Raw genomic sequence first — 17,439 nt, 5'->3', positions numbered from 1 at the left:
GGCCCCTGGGGCAACTAGGGGATTTTTCAGAGTCGGAGGTCAAGCGGCCGTGGACGGCGGCGGGCGCCCCAGACTGGGCCGGGTTCGAGGTGTTAGAGGAGCCATGCCGAGCGCGTGGGCGTCCGAGCCTGAGGAGATCCGGTGTCGTCTACCGTTCCGAGCGCAGCGGGCCTGCCGCCGGTCATGTCCGCCGAGGTGCGCGACCCGAGCCAGGGGGCCGAGCTGTGAGCGAAGACCGCCTGCGGGATTACCTGAAGCGGGTCACGACCGACCTGCACCGCACCACGACTCGCCTGCGCGAGCTGGAGGCCAAGGACCGCGAGCCGATCGCGATCGTCTCCATGGCTTGCCGTTACCCGGGCGACGTACGCACCCCCGAGGATCTGTGGCGGCTCGTCGCCGACGGCACCGACGCCATCACCCCCTTCCCGGAGGACCGCGGCTGGGACGTCGACTCCCTGTACCACCCGGATCCCGAGCACCCGGGCACCTGCTACACCCGCGAGGGCGGCTTCCTGCACGACGCCGCCGACTTCGACCCCGACTTCTTCGGCATGTCGCCGCGCGAGGCCCTCGGCACCGATCCTCAGCAACGGCTCCTGCTGCAGATCTCCTGGGAGGCCCTGGAGCGGGCCGGGATCGACCCGAGCACCCTGCGCTCCAGCCCCACCGGCGTCTTCGTCGGTGTCATGTACAACGACTACGGCTCCCGGTTCGACGTACCGCCCCCCGGTCTGGAGGGGTTCATCGGCAACGGCAGCGCGGGCAGCATCGCCTCCGGGCGCATCGCCTACACCCTGGGCCTGGAAGGCCCCGCGGTGACGGTCGACACCGCGTGCTCCTCCTCCCTGGTCGCCCTGCACCTGGCCTGCCGGGCCCTGCGGGCGGGGGAGTGCTCGCTGGCGCTGGCGGGCGGGGTCGCCGTGATGTCCACCCCGGTCACCTTCACCGAGTTCAGCCGCCAGCGCGGACTCTCCCCCGACGGCCGCTGCAAGTCCTTCGCGGACGCCGCGGACGGTACGGGCTGGGGTGAGGGTGCGGGTCTGCTGTTGCTGGAGCGGCTGTCGGACGCGCGCCGCAACGGCCATCGGGTCCTGGCCGTGATCCGAGGCAGCGCGGTCAACCAGGACGGCGCCAGCAGCGGCCTGACGGCCCCGAACGGTCCGTCGCAGCAGCGGGTGATCCGGGCGGCGCTGGCGAGTGCCGGGTTGTCGGCGGCGGACGTGGACGCGGTGGAGGCGCACGGTACGGGGACCACACTGGGCGACCCGATCGAGGCGCAGGCCCTGCTCGCCACGTACGGGCGCGACCGTGAACGGCCCTTGTGGCTGGGCTCGTTGAAGTCGAACATCGGGCACACCCAGGCCGCCGCCGGGGTCGGTGGTGTCATCAAGATGGTCATGGCGATGCGGAACGGGCTGCTGCCGCGCACCCTGCACATCGATGCCCCGTCGACCCACGTCGAGTGGACGGCGGGTGAGGTACGCCTTCTGACGGAGGCCCAGGAATGGCCGCACGGGGAAGACGACCAGCGGCGCCGTGCCGGCGTCTCCGCTTTCGGGGTCAGCGGCACGAATGCGCATGTGATCCTCGAAGAGGCCGAGGTGGTCGAAGAGGCTGAGCCGCCGGAGGTGCCTGCCGGGTCGAGTGCCGGTGGTGGCGGGGTTGTGGTGTGGCCGGTGTCGGCGCGGGGGGAGGGGGCGCTGCGGGCGCAGGCGGCTCGGCTGCGGGAGGCCGTGGCCGATCGGGACGGTTCTGCTGCTGATGTGGGGTTGTCGCTCGGTGTGACGCGGTCGGTGTTCGAGGACCGTGCGGTGGTCGTGGGTTCGGGTGTGGAGGATCTGCGGTCGGGGCTTGCGGCGTTGGTGTCCGGTGAGGCGGACGCGCGGGTGGTGCGGGGTGCGGTGGTGCGGGGGCGGACGGCGTTCCTGTTTGCCGGGCAGGGTTCTCAACGGCTGGGTATGGGGCGGGAGTTGTATGAGGCCTATCCGGTCTTTGCGGCCGCCTTCGATGCGGTGGATGCGGAACTGCCGTTCGGCCTGCGGGAGGTCGTCTTCGGTGCGGACGCGGAGCGGCTGAACCGGACCGAGTTCGCGCAGCCGGCCCTGTTCGCCGTGGAAGTGGCGTTGTTCCGGCTGCTGGAGTCGTGGGGGGTTCGGCCGGATGTGCTGGCCGGTCATTCGATCGGTGAGATGGCGGCGGCGCATGTGGCGGGGGTGTGGTCGCTGGCGGACGCGTGCCGTCTGGTGGTGGCGCGGGGCCGGTTGATGCAGGCGCTGCCGGCCGGCGGTGCGATGGTCGCCGTGCAGGCGACGGAGGACGAGGTCCTGCCGCTGCTCACCGACGGGATGGGGATCGCCGCGGTCAACGGCCCGCAGTCGGTGGTGATCGCGGGCACCGCGGACGCCGTGGAGGAGGTCGCGGACCACTTCCGTACCGAGGGCCGCAAGATCACATCTCTGCGGGTCAGTCATGCCTTTCACTCGCCGCTGATGGAGCCGATGCTGGCCGACTTCCGCGCCGTTGCGGAAGAGTTGTCGTACGAGCGGCCGAGGCTGTCCCTGGTCTCCACGGTGACCGGCGAGGAGGCCACCGCCGACGAGGTGATGTCGCCGGACTACTGGGTGCAGCACGTACGCCGCACCGTCCGGTACGCCGACGCCGTCCACACCCTCGCACAGAGCAAGGTCACCCGCTTCCTCGAACTCGGGCCCGACGGCACCCTCACCGCTCTCGCCCGCACCCTGTTCGACGACGACCGCCGTGTTCTGGTGCCCGTGCTGCGCAAGGAGGGATCGGAGGCGGAAACTCTGCTCCGTGCCGTGGGCGCCCTGCATGTGCACGGGCACAGCCCGGACTGGTCCGCGCTGTTCCCCGGCGCGCGGAACGTCGAACTGCCCACGTACGCCTTCCAGCAGCGCCGCCTCTGGCTCGATCCGATGCCCGGCGGCGGGCGGCGTGGCGGCGGGCATCCGCTGCTCGGCTCCGCGGTGACCCTGGCGGACTCCTCCGCCGTGCTGTCCACCACCGTGCTCTCCACCCGCACGCACCCCTGGCTGGCCGACCACACGGTGGCGGGCAGCACCGTGCTTCCCACCGCCGCCTACCTCGACTTCGCCCTGCATCTCGGCGGCCGGGTCGGCTGCCACCGCATCGTGGAACTTGGCCAGGAGCAGCCGCTCGTACTCCACGGTCATGAACCGGTCGAAATCCAGGTCGTGCTCGACGGCCCGGGGGACGGCGGCATCAGGCCCTTCGCCTGCTACTCGCGGCCGGCCACCGTCGGCTCCGTCGACGACGCCGAGGTCGGCCTGCCCTGGACGTGCAACGCCCGAGGCGCTTTGGCGCCGGCCGGTGCCGAGCCGGAGCGGCCCGATCAGGCCGCACCCGGCGGCATCTGGCCGCCGCCCGGTGCCGAGGCTCTCGACGTCGATGAAGTCGAGGAGATCTACGAGGCGTTGCGGGGCCGGGGGCTGGACCACGGGCCCGCCTTCCGCGGGCTCACCGCTGTCTGGCGGGCGGGAGACGAGGCGTACGCCGAGGTCGCCGTACCGGAGGAATTCCGGGCGGACGCCCTGCGCGTCGCACTGCACCCAGCGCTGCTGGAGGCGGCGCTGCACGTGGCTCCCGCGCTCGGCCACCCCGGTGGCGTCGCCGTGACCTGGCGGGACTGCACCCTGTACGCGGCTTCCGCGGAGGTACTGCGGGTCCGGCTGCGGTCGCTGCCCGACGGCGGGCTGCGGCTGGACCTCGCCGACGAGTCCGGCGCCCCGGTCGCCGCCGTCGGCGCTGTCACTCTCACCCCTGCCGATGAACTGAACCTGCCCGCCGCCTCCCCGGCCGCGGACGACCTGTTCGTCGTCGACTGGACCGAACTGCCCGCCGTGCCGGCGCCCGCGCACCGGCCCGCGGTGGCCGTGGTGGGTGCCGGACCGGCCCTGGCGGACGCCCACCGGTACCCGGACCCGGACGCCTTCCTGTCCGCCCTCGACGACCCCGGCACAGCCGTGCCGGAACTGGTCCTCGTGTCCTGGCAGGCCGGCGATGCGGACCTGCCCGCCGCCACGCACGAGGCGGCCGCCCATGCCCTGGACCTACTGCAGCGCTGGCAGGCCACGGAGCGGACCGCCGACGCCCGGTTGGTCGTGGTCACCCGGAACGCGGTGGCCGTCCGGCCCGGCGAGCCGGTCGCCGACCTCGCCTCGGCCGCCGTACGCGGTCTGGTGCGCTCCGCGCAGTCGGAGAACCCGGGGCGCTTCCTGCTCGTGGACATCGACCCCGAAAACGACCCCGAAGGCGACCCCGAAACCGGCCCGGAGGCCCTCCTCGCCGCTGTCGGTGAGGCGGTGCGGAGCGGGGAGACGGAGATCGCCCTGCGGGCCGGTCGTACCTACGCCGCCCGCCTCACCCGGCACCACCCGGACCGCTCCACGGCGCCGGCCCTCGATCCGCAGCGCACCGTGCTGATCACCGGGGCGAGCGGCACCGTCGCCGCGGCTGTCGCCCGGCATCTGGTCACCGCGCACGGAGTACGGCATCTGCTGCTCGCGAGCCGGCGCGGCCCGGACGCCCCCGGTGCCGCCGAGTTGCGCGCCGCACTCGAACAGGCCGGTGCCGAGGTGGCGGTCGCCGCGTGTGACGTGGCCGATCCCGCCGCGCTGGCGGCGCTCCTGGACGCCGTACCGCAGGAGCATCCGCTCGGTGCCGTCTTCCACGCCGCCGGGGTGATCGACGACGGGGTGATCCCCGCGCTGACCCCTGGGCGCCTGTCGGCCGTGCTGCGGCCCAAGGCGGACGCCGCCGTCCACCTGGAGCGGCTCACCCGGGACATGGACCTGTCGGCGTTCGTGCTCTTCTCGTCCGCCGCCGCCACCTTCGGCGGCCCGGGCCAGGGCAACTACGCCGCCGCCAACGCCTTCTTGGAGGCGCTGGCCGCCATCCTGCGGGCGCAGGGCCGGCCCGCGCTCGCCCTCGGCTGGGGGCTGTGGGCCGAGGACAGCGGCATGACGGCAGAGCTCGGGGACGCCGACCGCTCGCGGATGGCCCGTGCGGGCATCGAGCCGCTGCCCACCGAGGACGCCCTCAGCCTGCTCGACCTCGGCCTGGCGCAGGACCGCGCGGTGCTCCTGCCCGTGCGGCTGGACCTGGCCGCCGCTCGCGCCGCCGCCACCCCCACCCCGGCCCTGCTGCGCGCCCCCGCGGCCTCCGTACGCCGTACCGCGGGGGCGGGCCGATCGGGTGGACGGCTGGCCCGTACGCTCGCCGCGCTGCCGGAGTCCGAGCGGTCCGCCGCCGTCCTGCGCCTGCTCCAGACGGAGATCGCCACCGTCCTCGGCCACACCGCGGGCGCTCCGGCCGCCGACCCCGAACGCGCCTTCCGTGACCTGGGCTTCGACTCGCTGACCGCCGTCGACCTGCGCAACGCGCTGGAACGCCGCACCGGTCTGCGGCTCGCGCCCACCGTCGCCTTCGACCACCCCACCCCGGCCGCGCTCGCCGCCCATCTGCTGCGCGCCCTGCCGACCGGCGACCGGCCCGCCCCGGCCGCCACCACCCCGGCCCGCCGCACGCACACGGGCGCGGACGACCCCATCGCCATCGTCGGCATGGCCTGCCGGCTCCCCGGCGGCGCCGACACCCCCGAGCGGCTGTGGGACCTGCTCGCCTCGGGCGGCGACGGCCTGACCGGCTTCCCCGACGACCGCGGCTGGGACCTCACTTCGCTGTACCACCCGGACCCCGACCACGAGGGCACCAGCTACACCCGCACCGGCGGCTTCCTGGCCGGAGCCGACCGGTTCGACCCCGCGTTCTTCGGCATCTCACCGCGCGAGGCCCTGGCCATGGACCCCCAGCAGCGGCTGCTGCTCGAGGTGTGCTGGGAAGCCGTGGAGCGGGCCGGTGTCGACCCGCGGACCCTGCGCGGCTCCCGTACGGGCGTCTTCGCCGGCACCAACGGTCAGGACTACACGGCCCTGCTGCGGACGTCCACGGAGGACTTCGACGGCTACCTCGGCACCGGCAACGCCGCCAGCGTCGTCTCCGGCCGCATCTCGTACACCCTCGGCCTGGAGGGCCCCGCCGTCACCGTCGACACCGCCTGCTCCTCCTCTCTGGTCGCCCTGCACTGGGCGGTGCGGGCGCTGCGCGCGGGGGAGTGCGACCTGGCGCTCGCGGGCGGCGTCACCGTGATGTCGACACCGGCGGCGTTCCTGGAGTTCAGCCGCCAGCGCGGCCTCGCGCCGGACGGGCACTGCAAGGCGTACGCGGACGACGCGGACGGTACCGGCTGGGGCGAGGGCGCCGGGATGCTGCTGGTGGAGCGCCTGTCTGACGCCCGCCGCAACGGGCACCGGGTGCTCGCCGTGGTGCGCGGCAGCGCCGTCAACTCCGACGGTGCCAGCAATGGTCTGACCGCGCCCAACGGCCCCTCCCAGGAACGTGTGATCCGGGCCGCGCTGGCCGACGCCGGGCTCACCCCGGTCGACGTCGACGCCATCGAGGGACACGGCACCGGCACCGTCCTCGGCGACCCCATCGAGGCACAGGCACTCCTGGCCACCTACGGGCAGGACCGTGAACGGCCGCTGTGGCTGGGGTCGGTGAAGTCGAACCTCGGGCACACACAGGCCGCCGCCGGCGTCGCCGGTGTCATCAAGACGGTGCTGGCGCTGCGCCACGGCGAACTGCCCCGCACCCTGCACGCCGACCGGCCCTCCACCCATGTCGACTGGGCCTCCGGCGCCGTACGTCTGCTCACCGAGGCCCGGCCGTGGCAGCGGGACGAGGACCGCCAACGGCGCGCGGGTGTCTCGTCCTTCGGCTTCAGCGGCACCAACGCCCATGTGATCCTGGAGGAGGCCCCGCGGCCGGTGCCGGAGGAGGTCCCGCCCGCCTCCGGGCGGCCGGTCACGCACGGGACGACCGCCTGGCCGCTGTCGGCCCGTACGCCCGAGGCGCTGCGCGCCCAGGCCGAGAGGCTGCTCGACCACGCCGTCCGGCACCCGGAGCTGTCCGCCGCCGACCTCGGCCACTCACTGGCGACCACCCGCCCCGCCTTCGAACACCGTGCGGTACTGCTCGGCACGGGACGCGACGACCTGCTCGCCGACCTGGCCCGGCTCGCCTCGGGCGACCTGCCGGCCGACGGGACCGGCGCCGCCGCCCGGGCCGGGCGAACAGCCTTCCTGTTCACCGGGCAGGGATCCCAACGCCCCGGAATGGGAAGTGAGTTGTACGCCGCGTTCCCGGTGTTCGCCGACGCCTTCGACGAGGTGTGCGCCCACTTCGGCGCCGATGTCCTCGGCACCCCCGTGCGCGAGACCGTCCTGGGCGACGCCGGACGGCTGCTGGAGCGTACCGGGTATGCCCAGCCGGCCCTGTTCGCGCTGGAAGTCGCCCTGTACCGGCTCGTCCGCAGCCTCGGCGTGCGCCCCGACCATCTGCTCGGTCACTCCATCGGCTCCCTCGCCGCCGTGCACGCCGCCGGAGTGCTCTCCCTCGCCGACGCCTGCACCCTGGTCGCCGCCCGCGGCACGCTGATGGACGCCCTCCCCGACGGCGGCGCCATGGTCGCGCTCCAGGCCGCCGAGGAGGAGGTGCTGCCGCTGCTGGACGGCCGGGAGCACCAGGTCGGTGTGGCCGCCGTCAACGGCCCCCGGTCCGTGGTGGTCTCCGGCGAGGAGGCCGCCGTACTGGAAGTCGCCGCCCACATCGAGAGCCTGGGCCGGCGCACCAAGCGGCTGCGCGTCAGCCACGCCTTCCACTCCCCGCTGATGGAGCCCATGCTCGACGACTTCCGTGGGGTATGCGCCGCGCTGGAGTACCACGAGCCGCGTATCCCCGTGGTCTCCGACGTCACCGGCCGAACCGCCACCAGCGACGAACTCGCCTCCCCCGACTACTGGGTCCGGCATGTGCGCCGGGCCGTCCGATTCCACGACGGCGTGCGCACCCTCGACGACCTGGGCGTCCGCCGGTACCTGGAGATCGGCCCCGACGGCACGCTGACCGCGCTGGCCGCCGACGCCCAGGCCGCCCCCGCCGACACCGCCGCCATCGCGCTGCTGCGCCCCGGCCAGGACGAGACCGGCAGCCTGCTCGCCGGACTGGCCCGCGCCCACGCCCATGGCGTCGACGTCGACTGGAGCGCCGCCACCGGGGGCTCCCGCGAGATCGTCGACCTCCCCACCTACGCCTTCCAACGGCAGCGCTACTGGCCCGCCACGGGCGGCCGGGGCGCGGGCGACCTCGCCGCCGCGGGCCTCGCCGAAGCCGGGCACCCGCTGCTCGGCGCCCGCGTCGACCTCGCCGACGGCGACGGCCACGTCTTCACCAGCCGGCTCTCCGTCGCGGACCAGCCGTGGCTCGCCGACCACGCCGTCGGCGGCACCACCGTCCTGCCCGGCACCGCCTACCTCGACCTGGTGCTGCTGGCCGGGGACCGAGTGGACTGCGACCGGGTGACCGAACTGACCCTGGTGGAACCGCTGTTGCTGGCCGCCGGACAGGCCGTCACCCTCCAGCTGCGGGTCGGCGCACCCGACAACGACGGCAACCGCCAGGTCGGGGTGCGCTCCCGCCCCGCCGACGCCGCCCCCGACCGGCCCTGGACCCTGCACGCCGACGGCATCATCGCCGCCGGAGCCCGGCCCGAGGCCGACGACGCCGAGCTCGCCGCCTGGCCGCCCTCGGGCGCCGAGGAACTGCCCGTCGACGACACCTACGACCGCCTCGCCGCGGCCGGCTTCGGCTACGGGCCCGTCTTCCAGGGGCTGCGCGCCGCCTGGCGGCTCGACGACGACGTGTACGCAGAGATCGCCCTCCCGGAACAAGCACATGCCGACGCCCCCCACTACGGCCTGCACCCGGCCCTGCTGGACGCCGCCTTGCACGCCACCGCCTTCCTGCCGCTGGACGACTCCGCGCCCGGCCGGCTGCCGTTCTCCTGGCGGGACGTGACCCTGCACGCCACCGGCGCCACCGCCGTACGCGTCCGGCTCACCCTGCGCGGCGACGACGCCGTCGCCCTCGACGTGGCCGATGCCACCGGGCGGCCCGTCGCCTCCATCGGCTCGCTCACCCTGCGCGAGATCGACCCCGAGCGGCTGCGCGAACGGCCCGACCGGGGCGCGGGCGACCTGTTCCGCCTCGACTGGCAGCCGCAGCCGGCCACCGACGGCCACTCCGGCGAACGGCCGGACCCGGGCACGCTGACCGTCCTCGGCGACGCCGCGGGACGGGAGTTCACCGACCGGCTCGCCGCAGCCGGTGTGCCCGCCGACATCACCGAGGCCGCCGACCTCGCCGCCCTCGCGGCGGCCGGAGCCGACACCGCGCCCGGCACCGTACTCGCCGTCGTACCCCACGACAGCGGTCCGCTGGACGAGGCGGGGCACGCGGCGGCACAGCACGCCCTCACCCTCGTACGACAGTTGCTGGCCGAACAGCGGCTGGCCGCGACCCGGCTGGTGCTGGTGACCCGCGAGGCGCTGATGCCGGACGGGCCCGCCGGACCCGGAGTGCGCCACCCCGCCGCGGCGGCGGCCTGGGGCCTGGTGCGCTCGGCACAGTCCGAACACCCGGGCCGGTTCGTCCTCGTCGACACTGACACGGCCGCCGCCTCACTGGCCGCCCTGCCCGCCGCGCTCGGCCGCGCCGACTCCCAACTGGCCCTGCGCGACGGCACCGTACACCTGCCGCGCATCGCCCGTACCGACCCGGACGCCACGCTGCGTCCCCCGCACACCCCCACCGGGACGGCCTGGCGGCTGGACATGGTCCGCAAGGGCACCCTCGACGGCCTGGAACTCGTCTCCGCCCCCGAAGCCGAACGCGCCCTCGGCGACGGCGAGATACGCATCGCCGTCCGCGCCGCCGGAGTCAACTTCCGTGACGTGCTCAACGCCCTCGGCATGTACCCGGGCCCGGCCCGCGACTTCGGCCTGGAGGGCGCCGGAGTGATCACCGAGGTCGGCCCCGGCGTGACCGGTCTCGCCGTCGGCGACCGCGTGATGGGCATGTTCCCCGCCGCCTACGGGCCCGTCGCGGTGGCCGACGCACGCACCGTCTGCCGCATCCCGGACGGCTGGACGTTCGCCCAGGCGGCGACCGTGCCGATCGTTTTCCTCACCGCCTACTACGCCCTCGTCGACCTCGGCGGCGTCACCCCGGGCCAGACCGTCCTCGTGCACGCGGCGGCCGGCGGCGTCGGCATGGCCGCCACCCAGCTCGCCCGCCACCTGGGCGCCGAGGTGTACGCCACCGCCGGCCCCGGAAAGTGGGACGCCCTGCGCGCCGCCGGACTGGACGACACGCACATCGCCTCCTCCCGCGACCTGTCCTTCGAGGCCGCCTTCCGTGCCGCGACCGGCGACCGCGGGGTCGACCTCGTCCTGGACTCCCTGGCGGGCGAGTTCGTCGACGCCTCCCTGCGGCTGCTGCCGCGCGGCGGACACTTCCTGGAGATGGGCAAGACCGACGTACGCGACGCCGAGGAGGTCGCCGCCCGCCACCCCGGCGTCCACTACCGGGCGTTCGACCTCATCGAGGCAGGCCCCGACCGCATCGGCGAGATGCTCACCGCCCTCGTCGACCTCTTCGAAGCCGGAGTGCTCACCCCGCTGCCGGTCACCCCGTGGGACGTGCGGCGCGCGCCGGAGGCCTTCCGGTACATGTCGCAGGCCCGCCACATCGGCAAGGTCGTCCTCACCGTCCCCGCACCGCTCGACCCGGACGGCACCGTCCTGATCACCGGCGGCACGGGCGGCCTCGGCGCCCTGCTCGCCCGCCACCTGGTCACCGAGCACGGCGTACGCCATCTGCTGCTCGCTTCACGCCGCGGACCCGCCGCCCCCGAGGCCCAGCAACTGGCGTCGGAACTGGAGGAGTTGGGTGCCACGGTGCACCTCCGGGCGGCGGACGTCGCCGACCGCGACCAGGCCGCCGCACTGCTCGCTTCCATACCCGACCGGCACCCCCTGACCGCCGTCGTACACGCCGCCGGCGTCCTCGACGACACAGTGGTGGACCACCTCAGCCCCGACCGGCTGGACGCCGTACTGCGCCCCAAGCTGGACGCCGCCGCCCATCTGCACGACCTCACCCGCCCCCTCGACCTGGCCGCGTTCGTCCTGTTCTCCTCCGTCGCCGGCACCCTCGGCGCCCCCGGTCAAGGCAACTACGCCGCGGCCAACGCCTTCCTCGACGCGCTCGCCGAGCACCGGCGCGCCCTGGGCCTGCCCGCACTGTCGCTGCCCTGGGGGCCCTGGTCCCAGGCCACCGGCATGACCAGCGGCCTCACCGAAGCCGACGTCCGCCGCATGGGACGGGCCGGACTGCCGCCGCTCGCCCCGAAGGAGGGCCTGGCCCTGTTCACCGAGGCCCTGGACGAGCCGGCGGCCGTGCGGCTGCCGCTGGCGGTGGACACCTCCCGGCTCGGTGCCGAGGCCCCGGTGCCTGAGCTGCTGCAAGGCCTGGCCCGCACCCGGCGCACCGTCGCGGACCGCGCACTCTCCGCCAAGCCGGGCGACAGCGCGGACCTCGCCGTCGAACTGGCCCGGCTCGGTGCGGCGGACCGGAACCGCAGGCTGGTCGAGGAGGTGTGCCGCCAGGTCGCCGCCGTCCTGGGACACGCCTCCGCGGCCCGGATCGACCCGGACCAGTCCTTCAAGGAACTCGGGTTCGACTCCCTCACCGCCGTCGAACTGCGCAACCGGATGAACACCGCCATCGGAGTACTGCTGCCCGCCACCCTGGTCTTCGACTATCCGACCCCCGCCGCGCTCGCCGACCACCTGTGCCGGGAGCACTTCGCCGGCGGGGCGGAACCCGGCCCGGCGGCACCGGGCGCGGGCGAACCCGACGAGGCGACCATCCGCAAGCTGCTGACGTCCATCCCGATCAGCAGGTTCCGCGAGTCGGGACTGCTGAACGCGCTGATGGACCTGGCGCCGGCCGCCGCCCCCGCCGTCCAGGAGCCGGTCAGGGAGAACGGCGCCCATGTGGACGCCGACGACGTGGACGTGGACGGCATGGACGTGGACGACCTCGTCCGGATGGCCCTGGGCGCCGACGACTGAGCGCCCGCCTTCTTTCCCACCATTTTTCTGTCTTGTCTGCATCGAAGCGCGAAGTGTGGAGCTGAGCATGTCCTCCGAAAAAGTCGTCGAAGCCCTGCGTGCCTCGCTCCGGGAGAACGACCGACTGCGCAAGCACAACCAGCGGTTGCAGGAGGCGATGACCGAACCGGTCGCCATCGTCGCCATGGCCTGCCGCTGGCCTGGCGGAGCCGACACCCCCGAGGACTTCTGGCGGCTCCTCGCCGACGGCACGGACGCCATGACGGACTTCCCCACCGACCGTGGCTGGGACCTCGACGCACTGTTCGGGCACGAGGGCACCGGCGGCAGCACCGCCACCCAGGGCGGCTTCGTCCATGACGCCGACCGCTTCGACGCCGACTTCTTCGGCATCTCGCCGCGCGAGGCCCTGGCGATGGACCCGCAGCAACGGCTGCTGCTGGAGGTCGCCTGGGAGACGGTGGAACGCGCGGGCATCGCCCCCGCCGCCCTGCGCGGCAGCAGCACCGGTGTCTTCGTCGGCTGCAGCAACCAGGAGTACGGCTCCGGGCTGCGCACGATTCCCGAAGAAGTCGAGGGACACATCCTCACCGGCAACACCGGCAGCGTGGTCTCCGGACGCGTCGCCTACACCCTGGGCCTGGAAGGCCCCGCGGTGACGGTCGACACCGCGTGCTCCTCCTCCCTGGTGGCCCTGCACCTCGCGGCCCACGCCCTGCGGGCCGGGGAGTGCTCGCTGGCGCTGGCCGGCGGCGTCGCGGTGATGTCCACGCCGGGCGCCTTCGTCGAGTTCAGCCGCCAGGGCGGCATGGGCCCCGACGGCCGCTGCAAGCCGTTCGCGGACGCCGCGGACGGTACGGGCTGGGGTGAGGGTGCGGGTCTGCTGTTGCTGGAGCGGCTGTCCGACGCGCGCCGCAACGGCCATCGGGTGCTGGCGGTGGTGCGGGGAAGCGCGGTCAACCAGGACGGCGCGTCGAACGGTCTGACCGCCCCGAACGGTCCCTCGCAGCAGCGGGTGATCCGGGCGGCGCTGGCGAGTGCCGGGTTGTCGGCGGCGGACGTGGACGCGGTGGAGGCGCACGGGACCGGTACGACGCTGGGCGACCCGATCGAGGCGCAGGCGCTGCTCGCGACCTACGGCCAGAATCGTGAACGGCCTTTGTGGCTCGGGTCGGTGAAGTCCAACATCGGGCACACCCAGGCCGCCGCAGGGATCGCCGGAGTCATGAAGATGGTCATGGCGATGCGGCATGGCCTGCTGCCGCGCACCCTGCACATCGACGCCCCGTCCACCCGCGTCGACTGGACGGCGGGCGCGGTGAACCTGCTGCACGAACCGCAGGACTGGGCACGCGCCGAGGACCGCCCGCGACGGGCGGGTGTGTCGTCCTTCGGCATCTCCGGCACGAATGCGCATGTGATCCTCGAAGAGGCCGAGGTGGTCGACGAGGCTGAGCCGCCGGAGGTGCCTGCCGGGTCGGGTGCCGGTGGTGGCGGGGTTGTGGTGTGGCCGGTGTCGGCGCGGGGGGAGGGGGCGCTGCGGGCGCAGGCGGCTCGGCTGCGGGAGGCCGTGGCCGATCGGGACGGTTCTGCTGCTGATGTGGGGTTGTCGCTCGGTGTGACGCGGTCGGTGTTCGAGGACCGTGCGGTGGTCGTGGGTTCGGGTGTGGAGGATCTGCGGTCGGGGCTTGCGGCGTTGGTGTCCGGTGAGGCGGACGCGCGGGTGGTGCGGGGTGCGGTGGTGCGGGGGCGGACGGCGTTCCTGTTTGCCGGGCAGGGTTCTCAACGGCTGAGTATGGGGCGGGAGTTGTATGAGACGTATCCGGTCTTTGCGGCCGCCTTCGATGCGGTGGATGCGGAACTGCCGTTCGGCCTGCGGGAGGTCGTCTTCGGTGCGGACGCGGAGCGCCTGAACCGGACCGAGTTCGCGCAGCCGGCCCTGTTCGCCCTGGAAGTGGCGTTGTTCCGGCTGCTGGAGTCCTGGGGTGTGCGTCCGGATGTGCTGGCCGGTCATTCGATCGGTGAGATCGCTGCGGCGCATGTGGCGGGGGTGTGGTCGCTGGCGGACGCGTGTCGTCTGGTGGTGGCGCGGGGCCGGTTGATGCAGGCGCTGCCGGCCGGCGGTGCGATGGTCGCCGTGCAGGCGACGGAGGACGAGATCGTGCCGCTGCTGAATGACCAGGTGGGTCTTGCGGCGGTCAACGGCCCGCAGTCGGTGGTGATCGCGGGCACCGCGGACGCCGTGGAGGAGGTCGCCGCGCGCTTCCGTGCTGAGGGCCGCAAGATCACATCTCTGCGGGTCAGTCATGCCTTTCACTCGCCGCTGATGGAGCCGATGCTGGCCGACTTCCGCGCCGTTGCGGAAGAGTTGTCGTACGAGCGGCCGAGGCTGTCCCTGGTCTCCACGGTGACCGGCGAGGAGGCCACCGCCGACGAGGTGATGTCGCCGGACTACTGGGTGCAGCACGTACGCCGCACCGTCCGGTACGCCGACGCCGTCCACACCCTCGCGGACCAGAACGTCACCCGCTACCTCGAACTCGGCCCGGACGGCACCCTCTCCGCCCTGGCCCAGGCGGTCCTGCCCGCGGCGCAGGACGATCCCGAGGCGGATGTCGTGCAGCGCGTGGTGGTGCCCGCGCTGCGCAAGGACGGTGCGGAGCCGGGCAGCCTGCTCGGTGCCGTGGGCGCCCTGCATGTGCACGGGCACAGCCCGGACTGGTCCGCACTGTTCCCCGGCGCGCGGAACGTCGAACTGCCCACCTATGCCTTCCAGCGCGCCCGGTACTGGCTGGCCGACGCGGCGTCCGACCCTGAGGGCGGTCAGACGCCGGCCGTCGACTCGGCGTTCTGGTCCGCCGTCCGTAAGGGCGACGTCCGCGATCTGGCCGAGCGGCTGGCGCTCGACCCGGATGTGCTGGCACCCGTGCTTCCCGCCCTGACAGCCTGGCACCACGACAGCATGCGGCGTGCCACAGCCGAGTCCTGGCAGTACCGGGAGACCTGGACACCCCTGCCATCCCCGACGGCCGCACCGGCAGGGGTCTGGCTGGTGCCCTTCTGCCCGGGCGACCCGGATACCGCCGCGACGGCCGCAGCCGTGGCGGAGGCGTTCACCGCCGCCGGGGCGGACGCGAGCCCCCTCCCCGTGGCCGCCGACGCGGACCGCGCCCAGGTCGCGGCAGCGCTCACCGAGGCCGCGGCACACCGCGGCGGGACGGTCCGGCTGCTGTCGCTGCTCGCTCTCACCGAGGCGCCCCACCCCGCCCACGCCGACGTACCCCTGGGGCTGCACCTCAGCACGCTGCTGGTGCAGGCCCTGGCCGAGACCGGCACCACGGCACGGCTGTGGGCGGTCACGCAGTCGGCGGTGTCCGTCGGTGCCGCCGACCGGCTGACCCGGCCGGTGCAGGCCGCCACCTGGGGTTTCGGCCGGACCGTGGCCGTCGAGCACTCCGATCTGTGGGCGGGCCTCGTCGACCTGCCGGAGCGCCCGGACCAGCGGGCGCTCGCCCGGCTGGTGGCGCTCGTCGCCGAGCCCGGGGACGAGAACGAGCTGGCGGTACGGGACTCCGCCGTCTTCGGTCGCAGGCTGACCCGTATCGCCCGCGACCGCGACGAGCACCGTCCCGAACCGCGGCTCACCGGAACGACGTTGATCACCGGCGGCTCCGGCATCATCGGCGCCCATGTGGCGCGCCGCCTGGCCCGGGAGGGCGCCGAGCACCTGCTGCTCGTCAGCCGCCGCGGCCCGGACGCCCCCGGCGCCGACGAACTGCGCCGCGAACTGGAGGAGACGGGCGCCCACGTCACCGTCGCCGCCTGCGACCCCGCCGACCGGACCGCCCTCGACGCCCTGCTCGCCACCGTCCCGGCCGACCGGCCGCTGACCACGGTGCTGCACGTAGCGGGCGCACTCGACGACGCGCCGCTCACCGCGATGGACCCCGAGCGCTACGCCACCGTCCTGCGCGCCAAGCTCCGCGCCGCCGCCAACCTGGACGAGGCCACCCGGAACCTGGAGACACCTCTCACGGCGTTCGTCCTGTTCTCGTCCATCGCCGGTGCGCTCGGTTCGGCGGGCCAGGCCGGCTACGCCGCCGGCAACGCCTTCCTCGACGCCCTCGCCCGGCAGCGGCGCGCCGCCGGACTCCCGGCGACGTCCATCGCCTGGGGACCGTGGGCGGGTGGCGGCATGGCCGACGATCCCGTCGTACTGACCCGGCTGCGGCGCGGCGGCCTGACCCCGATGGAGGTCGAACCGGCGCTCACCGCCCTCGGTGGCCTCCTCGCCCACGACGACACCTGGGCGCTGGTCTCCGACGTCGACTGGGCCAGGATCGCCGCCGGACGGCGAGGCCTGCCGGGCGGCGCGCTGCTCAGCCGTATACCGGAGGCCGCCGCCGGCATGGCGGCGACCGACGACGCCACGGCCGGGCACGGCGCCGGGCTGCGCGCCGAACTCGCCCCGCTGGGTGCCATCGAGCGCCGGCAGCTGCTGCTGAAGCTGGTGCGCCACAGCGCGGCCACCGCACTCGGCCACCCGACACCGGAGAGCATCCAGCCGACCCGCGCCTTCCAGGACTGCGGCTTCGACTCGCTCACCGCCGTGGAACTGCGCAACCTGCTGGCCACCGCCACCGGCCTCACCCTGCCGACGACCCTCGTCTTCGACCACCCGACGCCCCTGGCCCTCGCCGGCCACCTGGTGCACGAACTCGGCGACGGCACCCTGCGGGGCGGGCACCGCGCCACCGGTGCGGACCTGGTCCCGGCGGGCGGCAGCGGCGGTGCCGACGACGAACCGATCGCCATCGTCGCCATGGCCTGCCGGCTCCCCGGCCGGATCACCTCGCCCGAGGAGCTGTGGGACCTCCTGGCCCACGGCGGCGACGCCATCACCTCCTTCCCTGCCGACCGCGGCTGGGACCTCGACGCCCTCTACGACCCCGATGCGCTGCGCCCCGGCACCAGTTACGTGGACGAGGGCGGCTTCCTGTCCGACGCCGACGCCTTCGACGCCGCGTTCTTCGGCATCTCGCCGCGCGAGGCAGTCGCCATCGACCCGCAGCAGCGGCTGCTGCTGGAGGCCTCCTGGGAGACCATCGAGCGGGCCGGCCTGGACCCGCGCTCCCTGCGCGGCAGCCGCACCGGCCTGTTCGTCGGCTGCGGCCACCAGGGATACGGCGCCACCTCCACCGAGGTCCCGGACGACGTACGCGGCCATCTGCTCACCGGCAGCGCGGCGAGCCTGGCGTCCGGCCGGGTGTCGTACGCGCTCGGACTGGAGGGCCCCGCGATCACCCTGGACACGGCGTGTTCGTCGTCGTTGGTGGCGTTGCATCTGGCGGCGCAGGCG

2 protein-coding genes and 1 pseudogene are annotated in these 17,439 nt (G+C 74.2%); all 3 read left to right on the top strand.

The window, feature by feature from the left end:
- Positions 1–89: 89 nt before the first annotated feature.
- Positions 90–272: pseudogene (locus POF73_RS46405) on the top strand (polyketide synthase docking domain-containing protein); the annotation flags it as partial.
- Positions 273–12,080 (top strand): SDR family NAD(P)-dependent oxidoreductase, encoded by an 11,808-nt coding sequence (locus POF73_RS40450; protein WP_443049727.1) that lies wholly within the window; start codon positions 273–275, stop codon positions 12,078–12,080. It abuts the pseudogene before it with no gap.
- 67 nt (positions 12,081–12,147) lie between these two features.
- Positions 12,148–17,439: type I polyketide synthase (locus POF73_RS40445; protein WP_272124398.1), on the top strand; the 5,292-nt coding region annotated here is incomplete at its 3' end.

Source organism: Streptomyces sp. HD (genome assembly GCF_028369295.1).
Lineage (GTDB): Bacteria > Actinomycetota > Actinomycetes > Streptomycetales > Streptomycetaceae > Streptomyces.
Note: the sequence above shows the minus strand (reverse complement) of the source record. Positions and strands in the feature narration are given on the sequence as shown.